Origin of the sequence: Rhodoplanes sp. P11 (assembly GCF_964266735.1) — a bacterium.
Lineage (GTDB): Bacteria > Pseudomonadota > Alphaproteobacteria > Rhizobiales > Xanthobacteraceae > Rhodoplanes > Rhodoplanes serenus.
Genome location: NZ_CAXWGY010000001.1, coordinates 1,886,936 through 1,905,164 on the forward strand (window position 1 = coordinate 1,886,936; position 18,229 = coordinate 1,905,164).

At 66.6% G+C, this 18,229-nt stretch carries 16 protein-coding genes, 2 tRNA genes and 1 pseudogene; 4 read left to right on the top strand and 15 right to left on the bottom strand.

Translation table 11 applies throughout. The annotated features are described in order from the left end of the window. Positions 1–2: 2 nt before the first annotated feature. The 10 genes from ACFQUV_RS08585 to ACFQUV_RS08630 all read right to left on the bottom strand — a co-directional run bounded on the left by ACFQUV_RS08585 (position 3) and on the right by ACFQUV_RS08630 (position 10,456). Positions 3–2,126 (bottom strand): ParB/RepB/Spo0J family partition protein, encoded by a 2,124-nt coding sequence (locus ACFQUV_RS08585; protein WP_129607989.1) that lies wholly within the window; start codon positions 2,124–2,126, stop codon positions 3–5. 68 nt (positions 2,127–2,194) lie between these two features. Beyond that, positions 2,195–2,647 carry a hypothetical protein gene (locus tag ACFQUV_RS08590; protein ID WP_129607990.1) on the bottom strand — a complete coding sequence of 151 codons (453 nt, stop codon included), beginning with the start codon at positions 2,645–2,647 and terminating at the stop codon, positions 2,195–2,197. Next, on the bottom strand, positions 2,647–3,588 hold the full coding sequence (locus ACFQUV_RS08595; RefSeq protein WP_129607991.1) for an ArdC family protein: 942 nt from the start codon (positions 3,586–3,588) through the stop codon (positions 2,647–2,649). The genes ACFQUV_RS08590 and ACFQUV_RS08595 overlap by 1 nt, the downstream gene beginning before the upstream one ends. Positions 3,589–3,756: 168 nt before the next feature. After that, positions 3,757–4,518 (bottom strand): Qat anti-phage system TatD family nuclease QatD, encoded by a 762-nt coding sequence (gene qatD / locus ACFQUV_RS08600; protein WP_129607992.1) that lies wholly within the window; start codon positions 4,516–4,518, stop codon positions 3,757–3,759. Beyond that, positions 4,515–5,885: a Qat anti-phage system QueC-like protein QatC gene (gene qatC / locus ACFQUV_RS08605; protein ID WP_129607993.1), complete on the bottom strand. Its 1,371-nt coding sequence runs from the start codon at positions 5,883–5,885 to the stop codon at positions 4,515–4,517. Before qatC ends, qatD begins: the two co-directional genes overlap by 4 nt. Then, on the bottom strand, positions 5,882–6,778 hold the full coding sequence (qatB, locus tag ACFQUV_RS08610) for a Qat anti-phage system associated protein QatB (protein WP_165363787.1): 897 nt from the start codon (positions 6,776–6,778) through the stop codon (positions 5,882–5,884). The genes qatC and qatB overlap by 4 nt, the downstream gene beginning before the upstream one ends. Beyond that, positions 6,778–8,763, bottom strand: coding sequence for a Qat anti-phage system ATPase QatA (gene qatA / locus ACFQUV_RS08615; RefSeq protein ID WP_129607994.1), 1,986 nt, complete (start codon positions 8,761–8,763; stop codon positions 6,778–6,780). The genes qatB and qatA overlap by 1 nt, the downstream gene beginning before the upstream one ends. Then, positions 8,760–9,578, bottom strand: coding sequence for a restriction endonuclease (locus tag ACFQUV_RS08620; RefSeq protein ID WP_207211380.1), 819 nt, complete (start codon positions 9,576–9,578; stop codon positions 8,760–8,762). The genes qatA and ACFQUV_RS08620 overlap by 4 nt, the downstream gene beginning before the upstream one ends. A 147-nt stretch (positions 9,579–9,725) precedes the next feature. Beyond that, a complete protein-coding gene (locus ACFQUV_RS08625) occupies positions 9,726–10,157 on the bottom strand; it encodes a PIN domain-containing protein (protein WP_129607996.1) in 432 nt (143 codons plus the stop codon). Continuing rightward, positions 10,154–10,456: a hypothetical protein gene (locus ACFQUV_RS08630; RefSeq protein WP_129607997.1), complete on the bottom strand. Its 303-nt coding sequence runs from the start codon at positions 10,454–10,456 to the stop codon at positions 10,154–10,156. Before ACFQUV_RS08630 ends, ACFQUV_RS08625 begins: the two co-directional genes overlap by 4 nt. A gap of 293 nt (positions 10,457–10,749) precedes the next feature. Here ACFQUV_RS08630 and ACFQUV_RS08635 point away from each other — a divergent pair, with 293 nt between their 5' ends. Further along, a complete protein-coding gene (locus tag ACFQUV_RS08635) occupies positions 10,750–10,992 on the top strand; it encodes a hypothetical protein (RefSeq protein WP_129607998.1) in 243 nt (80 codons plus the stop codon). A gap of 21 nt (positions 10,993–11,013) precedes the next feature. Beyond that, a pseudogene (locus ACFQUV_RS08640) lies at positions 11,014–12,114 on the top strand (recombinase family protein); the annotation flags it as partial. Positions 12,115–12,270: 156 nt separating this feature from the next. Here ACFQUV_RS08640 and ACFQUV_RS08645 read toward each other — a convergent pair. From ACFQUV_RS08645 to ACFQUV_RS08665, 5 genes are all read right to left on the bottom strand, one after another. Further along, positions 12,271–12,495: a hypothetical protein gene (locus tag ACFQUV_RS08645; RefSeq protein ID WP_244601474.1), complete on the bottom strand. Its 225-nt coding sequence runs from the start codon at positions 12,493–12,495 to the stop codon at positions 12,271–12,273. 153 nt (positions 12,496–12,648) lie between these two features. Continuing rightward, a tRNA-Asn gene (locus ACFQUV_RS08650) sits at positions 12,649–12,723 on the bottom strand. 233 nt (positions 12,724–12,956) lie between these two features. Next, positions 12,957–13,160 carry a hypothetical protein gene (locus ACFQUV_RS08655; protein WP_129607999.1) on the bottom strand — a complete coding sequence of 68 codons (204 nt, stop codon included), beginning with the start codon at positions 13,158–13,160 and terminating at the stop codon, positions 12,957–12,959. Between the two features lie 255 nt (positions 13,161–13,415). After that, complete coding sequence (locus ACFQUV_RS08660) at positions 13,416–14,216, bottom strand: outer membrane protein (RefSeq protein WP_165363788.1); 801 nt, start codon at positions 14,214–14,216, stop codon at positions 13,416–13,418. A 447-nt stretch (positions 14,217–14,663) separates the two neighbouring features. Next, a tRNA-Cys gene (locus ACFQUV_RS08665) sits at positions 14,664–14,737 on the bottom strand. Positions 14,738–15,058: 321 nt separating this feature from the next. Here ACFQUV_RS08665 and ACFQUV_RS08670 point away from each other — a divergent pair. Together ACFQUV_RS08670 and ACFQUV_RS08675 are read left to right on the top strand one after the other, a co-directional pair. After that, positions 15,059–15,559, top strand: a complete 501-nt coding sequence (locus tag ACFQUV_RS08670) for a (2Fe-2S)-binding protein (protein WP_129608001.1) — start codon at positions 15,059–15,061, stop codon at positions 15,557–15,559. Between the two features lie 130 nt (positions 15,560–15,689). Further along, entirely contained in the window at positions 15,690–18,083 is a 2,394-nt protein-coding gene (locus tag ACFQUV_RS08675) for a xanthine dehydrogenase family protein molybdopterin-binding subunit (RefSeq protein ID WP_129608006.1), read from the top strand. Positions 18,084–18,229: the final 146 nt, after the last annotated feature.

The window sequence follows — 18,229 nt, forward strand, 5'->3', positions numbered from 1 at the left end:
GGTTACTCAGCCGCGATCGTGTGGAGTGCGTCGTCGGCTTCGTCATTCTCAGCCGGCGCGTCCTCCTCGACCATGGCCGTTTCGCCGCCGTTCTCCGCCGATACTTCGACGGCCGACTCCGACGCTGTCGCGCCGCCGCTCTCAGCGGTATCGCGAGCCACTGCCTGGCCGCGACCCGGCGTGCGCAACGGCTCCGGCAACCAGCCGGCATCCGCCAGCAGCGTCTCGGCCTCGGCGGCCATTTCGCCCTTCTTCAGATGCTCGATGCGATCGGCGGCTCGCTGACCTTTCGCCTCAGCGACCGCCTGGAGAATGCGAGCCTTGGTCACGCGACCGAGGAAAGCATCCACCGTCGGCCGCCAGCCTGCTGCCGCCATGTCGAGCTCGACGGCCTGCGCCAGCCGGTCGGCGTGAGCAAGCGCGCGTGGCCTCCGGTTCCAGGTTTCATGCACCGCGTTGACCGACAGGCTGACGACATGGGCGAAGAGCGCGGAACGGCTGTCGCCATCCCAGTCCTGGAGCGCATCCCAGAGGTCGGCGGACTCCTTCGGCAAGGCCTTGGTCCAGCCCTCATGCCGGACGCGGATCGCTTCGGCCGAGGCGCTGTCGTTCAATCCCACCGCCTGCGTGCCGAAGCCGACGCTCTTCAGGTCCAGCTCCAGGCAGCTGTCGGAGCCATAGTGATAGAAGACCTTGAGCGTCAGCGCGTGGAGCGCGGCGAGGAAAGCGATGTCGGGGTGCTCGCCGAGCGCCTGGCGCAGGCCGAGCGTCCGATGCGCGGTGAGCTCGGTCATGAGACGGTCGGAGATTGGCGACAGGCCTTCGTCTTCATCCGGCTCGGACGGCGCAGTGGGTGGCTCGATCGCGGAGGCGTCATCACCTTCCGCGCTCGCCGACGTGATACCGACCTGATCCGCCTCGTCGGGGTCGGCTTCTGGCTCGATCGGCAATTCGTCCTCGGGACGGACATAGCCGCGCTCGACGCGGACGCAGCCATCTTGGGCGATGCTGACGAAGGCGCCGGCACGGCTGATCTCTTCCGGATCGAACGACAGGGGCCGATCCTCGAATGCTTCGAGTGCCGTCTCAAGTTCGCCGAGGCGCTCGTCGACTTCATCCGGCAGCTCGTCAGCGTCGGCGTACTCCTCCGACAGACGGTCGAACTCCGCCTGGAAGGCATCGCGTGTCGCTTCTTCCTCGGCCGTCAGCGGCACGGGCTCGCCGCGAAGCTGGCGCAGGCCGAAGCTGTGGCCATAGGCGAAGTCAGGCGCGACCTCGATCCACTTCCAGCCCTCGGCCGCGATCTTCGCCGCTTCCTCCTTCAGTTTCTCGGCCACCATCAGGTCGACCAGGGCCACATCCTGCAGCCAGCCGCCATCGTCGCCCTGGAAAAGGTCGCGCAGCACGGTGCCACCGGCTTCGACATAGGCATCGACGCCGATGAACTGCGCCCGCTTGTCGGAGGCGCGGACTGCACCCTCGGTCAGCATCCGGCGGATGACATAGGGCTGCTTGTCATAGGAATGCTGCAGCCGGTCGAACACCTGCTCTTGGCGCTCGTGATCGCCTGAGACGGTGAAGGCCATGAGCTGATCGAGCGTCATGCCGTCGTCGGCATAGACGTCGAGCAGCTTCGGCGAGACGGACGCCAGCTTCAGCCGCTGTTTGACGACATTGACCGAGACGAAGAAGGCGGCAGCGATCTCCTCCTCGGACTGGCCCTTCTCGCGGAGCGCGAGGAAGGCCCGGAACTGATCGAGCGGATGTAGCGGCGCGCGCTGGACATTCTCGGCCAGCGAGTCCTCCTCCGCAATTCCGCCCTCGCGCACGACGCAGGGCACGGGCGCGGTCTTGGCAAGGCGCTTGCGCTTCACCAGCAGTTCCAGCGCCCGATAGCGCCGCCCCCCGGCCGGGATTTCGAACATACCGGTTTCGATGCCATCGGCATCGACAACGGCCCGAACGCTGAGACCCTGCAGCAGGCCGCGGCGAGCGATGTCCTCCGCCAGCTCGTCGATCGAGACGCCCGCCTTCACATGCCGGACGTTCGACTGGCTGAGCACGAGCTTGTTGAAGGGGATGTCGCGCGAGGACGACAGGGTGATCTTCTTAGCAGCAGTAGCCATGGGGGTGTACTCCGCGACGGGCGGCCGAAAGCCTCTCTCTCGGCCTCCAACCCGTCACGAAGATCCCCTCAGGCCTCTTCCTCTCTGGGTCTTCGCGCAGCAGTCGACGGCGAAGACGTAGCGGCGCGGACGTCGTCGAGGAGCCGCTCCGTCGCCTGCAATGTCCGCTCCGGCTCAAGCGGCTTGGGCGTCTGAGCCGCCAGCTCGGCTGTCGCATGGCTCCGGTAAAAGGGAGACAGGACGGCGACGATCCGCGCCAAGTCCGGATCGCTCGGGCGAAAGCCAAGCTTCCTTGCTGCGGTCAGTGCCTTCGCCAAGTCGTGCCGTAGCTCAACCCGGCATCGTTGGTCGCTCCAGCCATGGCATTGCAGGAACGACTTCAGCGAGAGTTCGATCGCGATCCCCAAATGCTGGAGCATGATCGCGTGGATGTCGCGGTGCCGGGAGGCGGCGCTGCGGGCGCCAGCGGCGAACTCGAGCGCGTTCTCGAGGAGGTGGCTACCGCGAGGGTGCGGTGTCATCACGCAGCCTCCCGTTCGTTGGCGGCCGGCGCGACTTCCGCCGGCAGGAAACCGAGAAGGAAATCGGCCGCCTTGCTCGCCTGACTGGCCGCGCGGACGATCGCGCGGTTATCCTCCCGCAGAACCTCCAACCAAGAGCCGATATAGTCGGCGTGGCGGACAGTCGGGATGATGCCGAGCGATGCGCAGCAGAACGCGGCGTTCATCTCCGCGACGAGCTCCTCGAAGGCATATTTCTTCGAGCCGAAGGAGCCGGACAGATCGCGGTTCAGCCGATGCGGCGCGCCGGAGGCGTGACCCAGCTCGTGCAGCGCGGTCCGATGCCAGTTGATGGGCTCGAAGTAGGCCTGGGGCGGCGGGACCTGCACGTAGTCATGGGTCGGCACATAGAAGGCGCGATTGCCTTCTATGCGGAAGTCGACCCCGGTCGCTTTGATCAGCGCCTCGACCTTCGGCTCGATCAGGCCAGGCGGCGGTGGTGGCGCGACGGCGGCAATCTGTTCAGGGAGGCCGTCGCATTGGGCGGCATTGAAGACGGTGAAGCGCTTGAGGAACGGGATGGCTTGAGCTTCTTCGCCGGTCTCGCGGGCGCGCTTCTTCTCGTCGTCCGGAATGAACCGGTCGGCATAGACAACGGTCGTGCCGCGCTCGCCCTTGCGCACATTGCCGCCGAGCGACAGCGCCTGGCGGAAGGTCAGCCAGCTCTGGCAAGGAAAGCCATGCTCGACAACGGCGCCCCATAGGATCAGCACGTTGATACCGGAATAGCCACGGCCGGTGGCGGCGTTCTTCGGCATGGCGAGCGGAGCCTTTGCCGCCGCCGTTCCCCAGGGCTGGACCCAGGGCACGCGTCCCGCCTCCAGCTCGGCGATGATTTTCGAGGTGATCTCGTCATAGAGGCTCGCTCTGTCGGAGCGGGCATTGGTGCGGTGTCTGGACATCGCGGTTCTCCGCGACGGGCGCCGGGAGCCTCTCTCCCGATCCTCAACCCGTCACGGCAAACCGGTCCGCACTCTCGCTCTCGGGGCGTTGCGGGGTGTCCCCGCAGAAGGGGTCGGCCGAGACCCCCGGGGGCTCGGCCGCAGGGGAAGGCGTTCCCCTTTCGACGATCAAATTGAGCGCAACAGCGTCTGAAGATTGGTCCGAACCGCCTTGACGATCGCATCGCCGGCCAGGTTCCGAGCGCGGGCAACGGCCTCGATCGCGATGCGCGCGTCCGCCGGTTCGGTGGGGCGTCCGTCAATCTGGGTGAAGGGGCCATCGGTTTCGGTGAGAAGTCGATCCATCGGCAGCTCGGCGACAAGCGCGCGGCCGCGGTCTGAACGTGTCATCTCGGCGTTGACTGAGAAGTAGCAGCCGAGAGCCGCTGCGCGCCGCGCCTCGGCCTTGCTTCCCGTAAACCAGTGCAACACGACGGCGCCACGATCGCGCGGCAGGTGGTGTTCGATCATGTCGAGCACCATCGGCACAGTGCGGATGCTGTGTACCGTGAGGATCTTGCCGCCGGCTTCCGCGCATCGTTCGAGCACGGTACGAAACACCCGCTTCTGAGTTTCGAGGGATTTGTAAAAGCGCGGACCGGCGTCGAGACCGACCTCGCCGACGTAGCGCGTTTCCGGCAGGTGGCGTTCCCATAGCGGCAATTCGCCGGCTCGCTCCGCAACCAGCTGCGGATGCAGGCCGAGCGCCGCCCGCACGTAACGGGTGCCCCGGGTGAGCTCATGGTTTCGCGGCCATGCCTTTGGAGTCGTGGTGACGGTCAACGTGTAGATGCGCGCCGCCTCCGCTCGTGCGATTGCGCCCTCCAGGTCCGGATAGAGATCGAGATGGCAATGAAAATCCACACCGCCGATCGGAAGATCATTGGTCATCCGGGACGCGTCCTGACTCCGGCCAGCAGCACGCCCACCTCCTCGAGGCCACGGCGATAGACCTCGGCGAGCGCGGCTTGGCGGGCCGGCGACTCATCGAAGAGCGGACCGGGCTTGTGGATCAGTATCGGCGCCAGTGCGGGCCGGGCGCGAAGCCGCTCGATCGCGAGCTGGAACGATCGGATCTGAACGCCCTCAGACTGGCGAGTATCAAGAGCACGCTCGGTGAGATCCTCGACGGTATAGACGGTCGGATCGGGATCGGGGCGCAATCCGGTGACGAGAGCCGCGCGTCGAATGAGGCATGGCAGGCAATAGCCGCAATGCTGGGTGCCGAGACCCTGCCAGCGGCCCTTGCTCGGGGACGCGCACGATAGTGAGGTAGGGGTGAGGCGGCGCAGCAACGCGCCGTTGGCGCACGCGGCCACCATCTCGCCTTTCGTCTTGTCCCAGTACGGATTCTCGATTCGTCCGTTCACGCCTAGGGTTGCGAGCGCGTCGTTCCAACGCGCGATGTAGAATGGGTGCGTCGTGCGCGTGCTCAATGCACCGAGGCGGAGGGGGTCGAGCGGAACATTTACCGCGATCAGGCCATTCTCGGGCACCTTCAGGGTGAATGCCCCATCGAGGCCGCTGCCGGCGAATACGCCCAGCGCGAAGAAGAGGAAGGAGCGCCCGCGGGTGGTGTTCTCTCCGGCTGATCCACGAACGAAGCCGTCCGGGAATGCCATCCAGAGCCGCAGACGTTCAAAGGCGCGGCCACGATAATGCGCCTTCAGCGCGTCGAAGATCGTGGACTGTGCATCACTCGTCGCACCCTCGCCGGCGTGACTGATGAAAAGCGGCGTGCGGCCCGCTTCGAGCGCATCGATGGCGCCGATCAGGCTATCGAGACCGCCGGAGAAGAGCGCCAGGTCGTCGAAGGGAGGACCGATGAGCCTACCTGCAGGGATCGGAGCGACTCGTGCGAAGCGGCGCGGTCGAGCGCGAAAGGCGATCGACCAGCGATCGCCGGTGAGGAAATTGAGCATCCGAACGAAAGTCGGCGCGGCGGCCGTCCAGCGCTCGGGATCGGAGACCGGTACGGCCAAGCGGATTTCGCGCGTCCAGCCATCCTGAGATTCGCTGGCGCGGGAGATGCGTGTGTCGGCGGCATGGACATGTGCGGCCAGCACAAGGAGATCCACACCGGTCTCGGACGGATGAACGCCAAGCTTCGCCAAATCTCGAAGGGCACGACCGATGCCGTGATCAAGCGCGCGCTCACCGACGACCAGGTCGAGGCGGGTTTCGACTTCTCCGTCGCCGAACGACAGCCGGCTGCGATCACCCGGGCCGTAGCGGCCGATTATGACGTGCCGTCTCATGCTGCCTCCGCTTCCGCATCGCCCATGATCTGCAGGATGCCGAACGCTTGCTCGTAGATGCGTCCGACGAATCCGAGCACGCGATCAGGCGTCAGCGCCGCGGCCGCGGCGCGAGCGGAAGTGAGCGCATCCGCGACCCCGCGCCGGATGAAGTCGTTCAATTGTGCCTGCACGCGCGCGGCCGCGCGGCTGTCAGAGGGCAGCGTCACCGTCTTGGCGCCGATGTCATTGCACAGCCGAGCCTCGATCGCGTTGGTCGCGTAGAGCTCAAATACCGTCTGCATCTGGTCGGCGGTCAGGCCGTCGAGATCAGTGATCCCGGCCCCGGCGAGATCGGTGATCGTCTCGATGAAGGCCTCACGTGCGATACCTTCATCGATCGAGCCGCCGTCCGGGCATACGTAGTCGGTGAGTCCCAAGAAGATTTCTTCAATGGGCCGACCGGCGAGAGCGCCGAGATTCAGCGAGCGGAGAGCTTCAGTCGCGCCGCGTGCGACCGCGTCCGACAGGAAACCGAGGAGGCGACTGCCTGCGCCCCGCGCAGATCCCATTCTGGCCGCGGCGGTGCGTGCGCCGCCCGAGGATGAGCCGACATAGTGCGACACGGCCCGGCCGAGGCTTCTGCGGTCGTCGCCGCCGGAGCCGGCGAAGCGGGAGAAGTTGTTGCGGGCCGCCGAGAATCGCGTCGGATCGGCGATCGGCGGGATCGGTGGTCTCGCCGGCGGCGCTGGCGGCGCGCCGGGCGGGTTCGTGCCATCTGCTGGAGCGTCCGGCGGGGTCCTATCAGGGGGCACTCCATCCGGTGCTGCTGGTGGTGCGCCGTCATCGCCAAGCCAGCTCGGGACGAGCGGTGTACCTCCTCCTTGGCCACCGAACGCACTGGAGGTGCCCATCAGCGAGATCCCTGCCGCGTACGGAGCACCCCGGTGGCGGCGGCCTTCAGCATCGCGCCGCCATCCTTGCCCCAGGCCTGAAGCAGGCGGTCAAATCGCTGAGCCGCGTCAGGGTCTTTGAGAACGCCTTCCCAGCCGCTGCAAACCCACGGACCCAACCGGTCCCGCGGAAGCGCATCGAGGAAGTCGACGAGGTTCCCCTGAAGGGTGGGATGCGCCTTGACGAGGATCGCCAGGCCGGCTGTGCCGGGCGGCTCGGTATCGAAGCTGTCTCCTCCGACGATGCGGCCGCGCACAGCTTCGAACACTTGGGCGGCTTCGGGTGGGGCAAGCCGCTTGAGGTCGGGCTCGAGCCCCTGCACCGCAAACTTCCCGCCGAAGAGCTGTTCGACGACGGCGGCCAAGTGACCGAGCACCGAGGCGGCGCCGAAGTAGTCTTTTCGATCCTTGGCGACGAAGAGGTAGGGGCGGAGGTCCTCGTCTCCGATCGCGGTCGGAACTGCGGCCCAGGCCTTGATGGCAGGCGATGAGAGCCACTCGCTCAGCAGCGCGCTCTCGGTCGCTTTCACAGCCTCCAGCTTCGGCGCGGCCTTGGCCGTATCGCCGCTCTTCCCGCCGGAGGGCGCCTTATCCGCCTTGGCCGCGCGCTTGGTCTCTTCCTTTGCGGTGGCGGCCGCTTCGAGCGCGGCCAGGTCAGGACACTTCCCATCCGGCGCCGCCGCGGCGGCAGCCGCGATCTGGTCGAACAGCCGCGGGATAAAACGCTCGGCGAGCATCAGCTTGGCGAGAACCGGCAGCTTGACGTCATCGCCGAATCCGCGCGCTTCGGCCGTGCGCTGGCGCAAAACAAGCGTATTGAGGAATCGTTTGATCTGGCGAGGGTTTCCCTTTGTGCCGCTGGTCAAGATCGGCCCGATCTGATCGCTGAGCGCCAAGGCGTTGTTGGCGCGTGAGGCCTTGTCGCCGAGCGCAGTTCTCACCGACGCGGCATCGAGCGCGCCGGATGTCCACGGTCGCTTTAGCCGCTCCCGGGCGACGCCGATTAGGGTGTTGAAGGCCGGATCGTTGTCGCCCAACTCGGCCCCCACGAGGAGGAGCGTCACATAGATGCGCGTTTCGGTGTCACCGAGGGCCGGAATGCGGAAGGGCACCTGGATCAGCTTCTCTAGATAATTGCGCGCATAGGTCTGCGGCCCGGTCGTGTCCGGCAGGTCGGGAAAATGCTTGCGCACCGCGTATTCGATCATCGCCTCATCGGCGGCGACGACGAAGGCCGTTCGCGAGGTGAAGACGAAGAGGCGCACCGCTTCCAGCGTTTCGATCGCGGTGTCGGGCAGGCAGCGATCGAGATCGTCGATGAGAACGACCAGTTGCCCGACGCCTGCTTTTTCTAGCAGATCGTCGAAGGCCTTTCGAAAAGCGTTGATCTGCTCGGGCACGTTGGTGGAGTCGCCTTCACCTTTGGGTTTCAGCAGACCTTTCACGCCGTCGATGGCCGCTTCGACATTGTCCTTGGTGGCGAGTTTTGCCGGATCGGCGACAAAGCTTTCCAGCGTGCTGACGACGGCTTGGATCTGGTCGGGGGTCGGGATTCCGGTAAACGCCGTGAAGGCGAGACCGCCCCCCTTCTTGGCCAGCTTGAGCCAGTCGATCCGGCGGAAAATATCTTTGACGGTCTCGCCCGCCCTGGTGAGCGCCGGGCGCTTTTCGATCAGACCGGTGACGATCCCCTCGATGAGCGCGATCTTGGCGTCTTCAAACCCCTGAAAGCGCCAGCCATTGAATTTCAGGCACAGGACCTTGGCTTCACCTTCGAAGCCGGCCTCGATCATCTCCAGCACGCTCGACTTGCCGGCACCCCAGTCCCCGTGGACGCCGACGGTCACTGGCTGATCGGGCCGGTCGCGGAGGAGCTTGATGATCGTCGCCGCGATCGCCTCATTGTTGAGGAGGTCGACCTTGGTTTCGTTGTCGGCCAGAATCATCCGTATCCCCCCGCGGTCTGTTGGCCGAAGAGGTCCCTCACGGTGATGAAGGGTTGTCCTGTTTCGGCGGCGCGCCGCACTTTGCGTTCGAGAACGGCCTTTAACGGAATCTGACGCTCGAGCGCGTCATATATGTCGCGACCGTCCATGCAGATGAGCCGCTTGCCGGGTCCGAAGGCCGCCAGCCCTTCGGTCGTAAACCCGTTGTAGCTGACGAACAGTCCACGAGCCCAGGCCGCCTTCTGTTCGAGTTTGCCGTGGAACACGTGCAAGTCAGCCACGCCCGTTGGAAGCGAATGCCATTTTGCCTCCAGCAGATAGGTCTCATCGCCCAGCAAAAAGCTTCCGTCGATCTGCTCGCCAATATTGCGGAATGGCTCGCGCGCCGTCAGACCGGCCATATCGAAGGATCGTTTGAGGAACGCCTCGAAGGCGTAACCTCGCTCGTGCGGCTGAAGCGACGCGATCTGGACCAGCTGTTCGCGCAGTTCGGTGAGCAGTCGCCAATCGGACGCTGGACGGGGCGGCTCTCCGCCGGAAGCCGCTTGACCAGACAGTTTTGCCATGAGGGAGAGATATCGGCCTTCCGCGTTCGGCACGGGATCGGGCTGTCCGGTCTGGGCCAAGTATTGGGCACGATGGTCCCAGAGTGCTTGGAGGGTTCGGACCGCCGTGGCGTCGTCGACCTTCTGGAGAAAGCAGCGTAGACGCTTGCCTTTGGAGCCTCCATGCTCGGCATAGATCGGATCATCGATATCGACGTCGAGTTCGGTCGCGAAGAACTCGGCAAAGCTCGGATCGGAAAAGTCCAGCACATAGCCGCGGCCTCGGATGAAATCGACGAGGTCGTCTACGAGCTTGAGATCGATGGATCGGATCGAACTAATGGTGAGGTCCCTTCCTCGATGCGGCCGGTGTACCGGCGACGTTTCGGGTTTGCGTTGCCCTCGTCTTGACCGCGGTCACTCCGCGGCTCTCAGCGGATTGATCACCGCGACCCCTGCGAAGTCTTTTTCATTGTCGGTGACGACCACGCAGCCGTTGGCCTCGGCGACTGCGGCAATGATCGTGTCGAGCGCGCTGCGTGGTCGGCCGGTGGCTGTGCCTTCGGCCATCAGCCTCGCCCAAGCGAGACCCGCCTTCTCGTCGAAGGGGAGGACACGGCCGGCGAAAAGGGCCGATGGTCCTTCCGGACCAGCAAACCACGTTTCGAGCTGATCGCGTTTGCGGCCCGCCGGCTTCTCCAAAACGCCGCGCCAGATTTCCGCAATGGTGAGTGAGGTGATGAAGAGGTTCTCGTCGACTTGTTCAGCCATCCACACGAGCAGCGATTCCGATGGGACCGGCTTCGTGATGTTGCTGATGATGTTTGTGTCGAGAAGATATCGGCTCACAGGTCAACCTTGCGGCCCGGCTCGAATGGACGGGCGGGGATGACGTTGGCGCCTACCATAGGCGAGCGCCGCAACGCTTCGAGGATGCCGCCCTTTCGCGGCGGCTGACCGGCGATGCCTTGGCTGACAGCCGCCCGCAAGCGCTCGGCTTCGGGGCCGTCCTCGGCCAAGCGCTTTGCAAACGAGCGGATCAGCTCGCGATCGGAATCTCGCCCGAGGACCTCGAAGCGCGCCATGCCGCGTTCGACCAAGCGGTTCCGGTAGTTCTTGATGGCGCGCCTCTGAGACGTGTCGCCCATGATTGACCTCCGCGCTATTGCCAGTAATATATCCAGTGACAGGCCGAACGGCAAGATGGGCTAGAGCAAGGCTTCGTTCCGGAAGGGAGGCGATGGATGGCCGATGTCATCGAACACCGCGCGCGATCGCATCCCTCGGCCGCCGATCATAGGTATTTGCGCTTCGCTGCGACGCGCCGCACTTCGCCAACGGCGCCAGGCGTCGCCGGGAGTATCCGAGATTGCGCTTCAGGTTGGCCCCATAACCAGATGATACTGTTCAATATTGCAGGGTGGGATGCAACAATGGCGGCATGTCCGCCAAGGTGCTCCGGTTTCCAGCGTCGCAGGACGACGCCGATCTCTACGACTACGTCCGCCCGGTCCGGTCGGCGGCGCCCGAACCGCGAGCCCGCGGTGGGAGGGAGATCAACCTATGGAGCCTCAAGGTCTCCGACGACTGGCCCGATCTGGTGCCGGTCAGTGAGGCCGAGCTCGACTTATTCGAGGCCCATCTCGGTCCGCTCCTCGATGAGCTGCTGGGCCCGAAAGACTGATTCAGTGAACGGAGGCTCCGCATGAACGCCAAAGCGACCCCCGCCTTGGCGTCGCCGGGGCGTGCTGCGCTCTACCTGCGTGTTTCGACCGGCCGGCAGGCCGAACACGACCTTTCGATTCCGGACCAGCGCCGCCAGCTCCAAGCCTACTGTCAAGCGAAGGGCATCGCAGTCGTCGCTGAGTTTGTCGAGCCGGGCGCATCGGCGACCGATGATCGGCGGCCCGAATTTCAGCGGATGATGGACGCCGCGGCACAGAAGCCTGCGCCCTTTGACTTCATCATCGTGCATTCCTTCTCGCGCTTCTTCCGCGATCAATTTCAACTCGAATTCTACGTCCGGCGGCTGGCGAAGAGCGGTATCCGTCTGACTTCCATCACGCAGGATCTCGGCGACGATCCGATGAGCGTGATGATGCGTCAGATCATGGCGCTGTTCGACGAGTACCAGTCGAAGGAGAACGCCAAACACACGCTGAGGGCGATGCGTGAGAACGCCCGTCAGGGTTATTGGAATGGCTCGAGGCCGCCGTTTGGCTACAGGATCGTAGCGGCCGAGCAGCGGGGCGCGCGGACCAAGAAGAAAATCGAACCCGATCCGAACCAGGTTGAGACGGTCCGGCTCATGTTCCGTCTCGCACGGATCGGCTCCGATGACGGTCCAATGGGCTCTCGGCAGATCGCCGATTACCTGAACACGCGTGGCATCCGGACGCAGACCGGCGGACGCTGGGGCGTTGGGGCCGTCCACCAGATCCTGACCAGGGAGACCTACGTCGGCCGCCATCGCTTCAACGTCTCGGGCAAGCGTAAGGGAGAGAAGAAGTCGGAAGAAGAGATCGTCGAAGTGGCGGTCGAGCCGATCATCGACGAGGAAGAGTTCGTTGAGGTCCAGGCGGTGATGCGCTCGCGCAGCCCGCAACTGAAGGCCCCGCGGTTCGTGACGGCCGGTACGCTCTTAGGCGGCGTGTGCTTCTGCGCCGATTGTGGGGGAGCCATGACGCTCCGCACTTCGGGAAAGGGCGACCAATACCGCTACTATACCTGCTGTACCACGGCGCGGCAGGGGAAGACGGCATGCCGCGGCCGTACGATCCCGATGGACGAGCTGGACACGATGGTTGTCTCGCATCTGGAGGAACGACTGCTTGTGCCTGAGCGGCTGGAGGAGCTGCTCGCTGGCTTGCTTAGGCGCAGAGAGGAACACGCCCAGCGCCTGAAGGGCCGGGTTGCCGAACTCAGGAAGCAGGCCGCGGACGCGGAAGCCAAGCTGACTAGGCTATATGAGGCGATTGAGAATGGTCTCGCCGAAATGGACGACTCCAACCTTAAGGGCCGAATTGTTGAGTTGAAGCGAATCCGCGACGCGGCGCGGGCCGACGCGGACCGGGCAGAAAGCCGTGGTGAGGGCGAGGACAATCGCGTGACGCCGGAGCTGCTGCGTCGGTTCGGCGTCGAGGCCCGTAGGAAGATCAGGGATCGGGACGGCGGTTTCCGGCGCCATCACCTCCAGGCACTAGTCCAGCGGGTGGAGGTCGGAGCCGACGAAATTCGTATCAAGGGATCGAAGCCACGGCTCCTCCAGACGCTCGTAGCGTCTGGAGGAAACTGTGGAGTGGAAACGGCGACGCACGGCGTTCGCAGTTTCGTTCCGAAATGGCTCCCCGGGCCGGATTCGAACCAGCGACCAACCGGTTAACAGCCGGTTGCTCTACCGCTGAGCTACCGGGGAACACCGCCTCACGGCTCAGGCTCGTGGCGTATACATAACCCGCGCCGGGTTGCCAAGTCGAATTCGGCCGGCGGCCGAGCGCCGGCCCCGCGCCTGGCCCCCTCGTGTCCTCATCGAGCGATCGCGGCCGCACCGGCCCAAAGAAAAAGCGGCCGGAAGGCCGGCCGCTCGGGGTGTGTCGGGTTCTGACGTTGCGTGCTGCGCGCGTCCGCGGCGGACGCAGTCGGCCGATCTCAGCGCGTCCAGCCCTGCACGGTGACGCGCGGCAGATCCTCGCGCGACAGGCCGAGAGCGGCCAGCTCGCGGTCGGACTTCACGGAGAGCGTACGATAGCGGGAGGCGAGCTCCAGCCCTTCGCGCACCGCCGCCGCGACATGGCGCAGGAACGTGAAGGCACCCCGCCGGGCGGTATGCTCGGCGGACAAACTGACGGACATGGTCGATAACCTCTGGATATGCTTTCTACGTGCCTGGATATAGATCGCGGCCGAGCACCCACCAGAGGCTTTGCTGCATGGCGGCATTGCCGGGGCCGTGGTCCGGCGAGCCGCGGCCGTCGCGCCTCCGGGGCAGGGCTGCGGTCCCGGGACGACCTCAAGGCGACACCCAAAAAGAGAAGCCCCGGCGCACGGCCGGGGCTTCGACGAGGGACCGTCGTGCGGGCTGGCGACGGCCGGCCCGGATCGGCCGGCTCAGTAGCGCGCCATCACCGGGGCGGCCCCGCCGATCGGGAAGCGGTAGTTGGCGCCGATGCGCGCGATGTGGTCGGTGAAGCGCGACTCGAGCGCGAGCGCCGGGGTGCCCAGGAACGCCACCGAGGCTTCCTCGCGGCCGAGGTCGAGATACAGGTACTCGGCCTTGATGCTCCAGTTCGGCGCCATCGCCCATTCCATGCCGCCGCCGACCGTCCAGCCGAAGCGAGTGTTCTTGGTGTCCAGTGAGGCGACCGGGAAGCCGCCGACGCCGAGGTCGTAGGTGGAGCGGACCTGGCCGTAGGCGGCGCCGCCGGTCACGTAGAACAGCATCTGGTTGTTCCAGGTGGTGACGCCGAGGCGGCTGCGCGACGTGCCGAACCAGCGCAGCTCGTGGTTGGCCGCCAGGGTGGGGCCGACCGGGCCGCCCGGAAAGCCGAAGCCGAGCGAGTAGAGCGTGTCGCCCTCCTGGCCGGAGAACTGGATGTCGTTCTCGATGCCGAGCACGAACTGGCCGACCTGCCAGTTGAAGCCGCCCTGCACGCCGCCGAACACGCCGTCGACGTCCTGGCGCTCCTCGGCGCCAAAGCCGAGTCCACCGAAGCCGGCGTTGAACTCAGTGCGCTGGCGGCCCCAGCCATAGCCGACGTTGACGCCGAAATAGGAGCCGGTCCAGCTGAAGGCGGGAACCGGCGCGAGCGGCGGGGCCTTCACCGGCATCCGGGCCGCCATGTCGGCCGCGAGGGCCGGGCCGGTGACCAGCGAGGCCAGAAGGGCGGCAGTGCCGAGGGTGAGCTTCATAACCATCCCCTATGTTTCATCTCAATTCAAAATAACAATCATGAAGTGCCACAATGTGCTGCTTATGGCTGTAGCGGACGGGCAACACTCTTAAGAGGAGCGAATTAGGTGGCTAAGTACAACACCTTAGCCACGCCACATTTGCAAGAATTGGCAGTTTTGGAGGTAACGAGTGGCCACCAAAAGCGGCTGGTGGTGCTGGGTCAGGTCCACCACCGCACGGGGCCTGAGCGGCCAGCGGCCCGCGGAGCTTCTCGCACCATCGTTCCGGGTGGGAGGCCATGGCCGGTGTGTGCGGGGCGGCGCGGCGTCTCTGCCTCGGTCAGCCGGTCGCGACCGGACACTAATCGGCAACGGGGCCGGAGACGACCCACAGCAAAGAGCCTGAACCGAACGGCCTGAAACGGCAGGCTGGAGGTTCGAGACGACAGATTTGAGAGGAGAGAGTGGAGGCCACGGCCGGAATTGAACCGGCGTAAACGGTTTTGCAGACCGCTGCGTAACCACTCCGCCACGTGGCCTTGGTCGCCCCGGCGGGCCGGAGTCGACGCGGCATGTTTACCCCTGCGGCCGCCGAACATGCAACCGCAATCACCACGGTCCGGCCCGGCGCATCGTCGCTGGCCGGCCGCGAGAGCGGCACGCGACATCGCGCGGCGACGAGCCCCGAGGGCGCACCCTTGACCGTGTCGACGGGCACGGGCCACACTTTGCCGGCTCCGGACACGGCCGACCTGCCGCCGCGCCTCCACACAAGGCGCCGCACGGTCGAGACGCCGCGCCAGGCCCACATGGTGCCCGGCCCCGGACGCCGGAGCAGCCGCGAGCCCGAGGGAGACGCCATGCCTGTCGTGTCGATGACGGTGAACGGAAAGCCGGTGCGCGCCGAGGTCGAATCCCGCACCCTCCTGGTGCAGTTCCTGCGCGAGCAGCTGCGCCTCACCGGCACCCATGTGGGCTGCGACACCTCCCAGTGCGGCGCCTGCGTGGTGCATCTCGACGGCGAGGCGGTGAAGAGCTGCGCGGTGCTGGCCGTCCAGGCCGACGGCGCCGAGGTGCTGACCATCGAGGGGGTGGCGCCGGGCGACACGCTACATCCGATGCAGGAGGCGTTCCGCGACAACCACGGCCTCCAGTGCGGCTACTGCACGCCCGGGATGATCATGACGGCGCTCGATCTCGTCCGCCGCAAGGGCCACGAGCTCGACGACCACACCATCCGCGAGGAGCTGGAAGGCAATCTCTGCCGCTGCACCGGCTACCACAACATCGTCAAGTCGATCGCGGCCGGCGCCCGCGCCATGGCGCCGGGGGGCGATCCGGCCCGCCAGGCGGCCGAGTAGCCGACCCGGCCCGCTCTCGATGCGGCGCGCCGCCGCGGGGCGCCGCCACCGAAAAACGTCGTTCGACACCACGCCAGCCTTCGGGAGGACTGCGGGAATGAGTGCGACCGGCACGACTGCGACCGGCACCATGGCGACTGGAGCGACCGCCACGGCCGCGAAGCCGGCGGGCGTCGGCGCTCCGGTGCGCCGCAAGGAGGACTTCCGCTTCCTCACCGGCAACGGCCGCTACACCGCCGATATCGGTCGCCCCGGCCTGGCGTGTCTGCATGTCCTGCGCTCCACCCACGCGCATGCCCGCATCGTCCGCATCCAGGCCGGCCACGCCTCCCGCATGCCCGGTGTGCTGGCGGTGATCACCGGGGCGGATCTCGCCGCCGACAAGCTCGGGCCCCTGGTGTGCGGCTGGATGATCCACTCCACCGACGGCTCGCCGATGCGGATGGCGCCGCATCCGGCGCTGCCGGCCGATACCGTGCGCCACGTCGGCGAGCCCGTGGTGGCGATCGTGGCGGAGACGCCCGAGGCGGCGCGCGACGCCGCCGAGGCGGTGGTGATCGACTACGAGGAGCTGCCCGCCGTCGTCGATCCCGCCGCGGCGCAGGCCGAGGACGCTCCGCAGATCCACGCGGTGGCGCCACGCAACACCATCTTTCATTGGCAGCTCGGCGATGCCGCCGCGGTCGACGCCGCCTTTGCGCGCGCCGCCAGTGTCACCCGGCTCGATCTCGTCAACAACCGGCTGGTGCCGAACGCCATGGAGCCGCGTGCCGCGCTCGCCGAGTACGACCCCGGCAACGACAGCTTCACGCTGTGGAACACCTCGCAGAACCCCCATGTGGCGCGCCTGGTGCTCTCGGCCTTCGTGGGTGTCGCGCCGGAGCACCGGCTGCGCGTCGTGGCGCCCGATGTGGGCGGCGGCTTCGGCTCCAAGATCTTCATCTATCCGGAGGAGGTGGTGGCGCTGGTGGCGGCCCGCCGGGTGCGCCGGCCGGTGCGCTGGGTGGCGGACCGCTCCGAGGCGTTCGTCGCCGACGCGCACGGCCGCGACCATGTGACCACCGCCGAGATGGCGTTCGACCCGCACGGCAAGATTCTCGGGCTTCGCGTGAAGACCGTGGCCAATCTCGGCGCCTACATGTCGACCTTCTCGTCGTCGGTGCCGACCTATCTGTACGCGACGCTCCTGTCCGGCCAGTACGCCATCCCGGCGATCCACTGCACGGTCGATGCGGTCTATACCAACACGGTGCCGGTCGATGCCTATCGCGGGGCGGGGCGGCCGGAGGCGACCTTCGTGGTCGAGCGGCTGATGGAGGTGTCGGCGCGCCGCCTCGGGATCGATCCGGCGGAGCTGCGCCGGCGCAACTTCGTCACGTCGTTCCCGCACCAGACGCCGGTGATTATGACCTACGACTGCGGCGACTACGCCGCCTCGCTCGACAAGGCGCTGGCGCTCGCCGACGTGGCCGGCTTCCCGGCCCGCCGGCGCGAGGCCGAAGCGCGCGGAAGGCTGCGCGGCCTCGGCTTCTCCACCTATATCGAGGCGTGCGGTCTGGCGCCCAGCCAGGCCGCCGGCTCGCTCGGCGCCGGGGTCGGCCTGTGGGAGTCGGCCGAGGTGCGGGTCAACCCGACCGGCACCGTCGAGGTGCTGACCGGCAGCCACAGCCACGGGCAGGGGCACGAGACCACCTTCGCGCAGCTCGTCGCCGACCGGCTCGGCATCCCGATCGACAATGTCGCGGTCGTGCACGGCGACACCGACAAGGTGCAGTTCGGCATGGGCACCTACGGGTCGCGCTCCGGCGCCGTCGGCATGTCGGCGATCGTCAAGGCGCTCGACAAGGTCGAGGCCAAGGCCAGGAAGGTGGCGGCGCATCTCATGGAGGCGTCGGAGGCCGACATCGTGTTCGAGAACGGCACCTTCACGGTGGCCGGCACCGACAAGCGGGCGAGCTTCGCCGAGGTGGCGCTCAACGCCTACACGGCGCACCGCTTCGCCGGCGGCGCGCTGGAGCCCGGCCTCAAGGAAGGCGCCTTCTACGATCCGGTGAACTTCACGTTCCCGGCCGGCTGTCATGTCTGCGAGGTGGAGATCGACCCCGAGACCGGCCGTGTCACCGTCGAGCGGTTCACCGCCGTCGACGACTTCGGCAATGTCATCAACCCGATGATCGTCGAGGGTCAAGTCCATGGCGGCATCGTGCAGGGCATCGGCCAGGCCCTGATGGAGCAGGCCGTCTACGACGAGAGCGGCCAGCTCGTCACCGGCTCCTACAACGACTATGTGATGCCGCGCGCCGCCGACGTGCCGCCGCTGGCGGTCGACACCACGGTGACGCCGTGCCCGGGCAATCCGCTCGGCATCAAGGGCTGCGGCGAGGCGGGCGCCATCGCGGCGCCGGCCGCGGTGATGAATGCCGTCACCGACGCGCTCGGTACCGAGGACGTGCCGATGCCGGCGAACGCGCTGACGGTGTGGCGGGCGCTGCAACGGACGCGGCCGCAGGTGGCGGCGGAGTAGGGCGGTTCGAGGCGTCGGGCAGGGCGCTCGGCGAGGCGCCGGCGCCAGGACGGGGTGCCGCTGTTCCCTCTCCCCGCGGGCGGGGAGAGGGTGGCTCGGACCAAAGGTCCGAGCCGGGTGAGGGGGCTCTCGGATCGTGAGGCGAG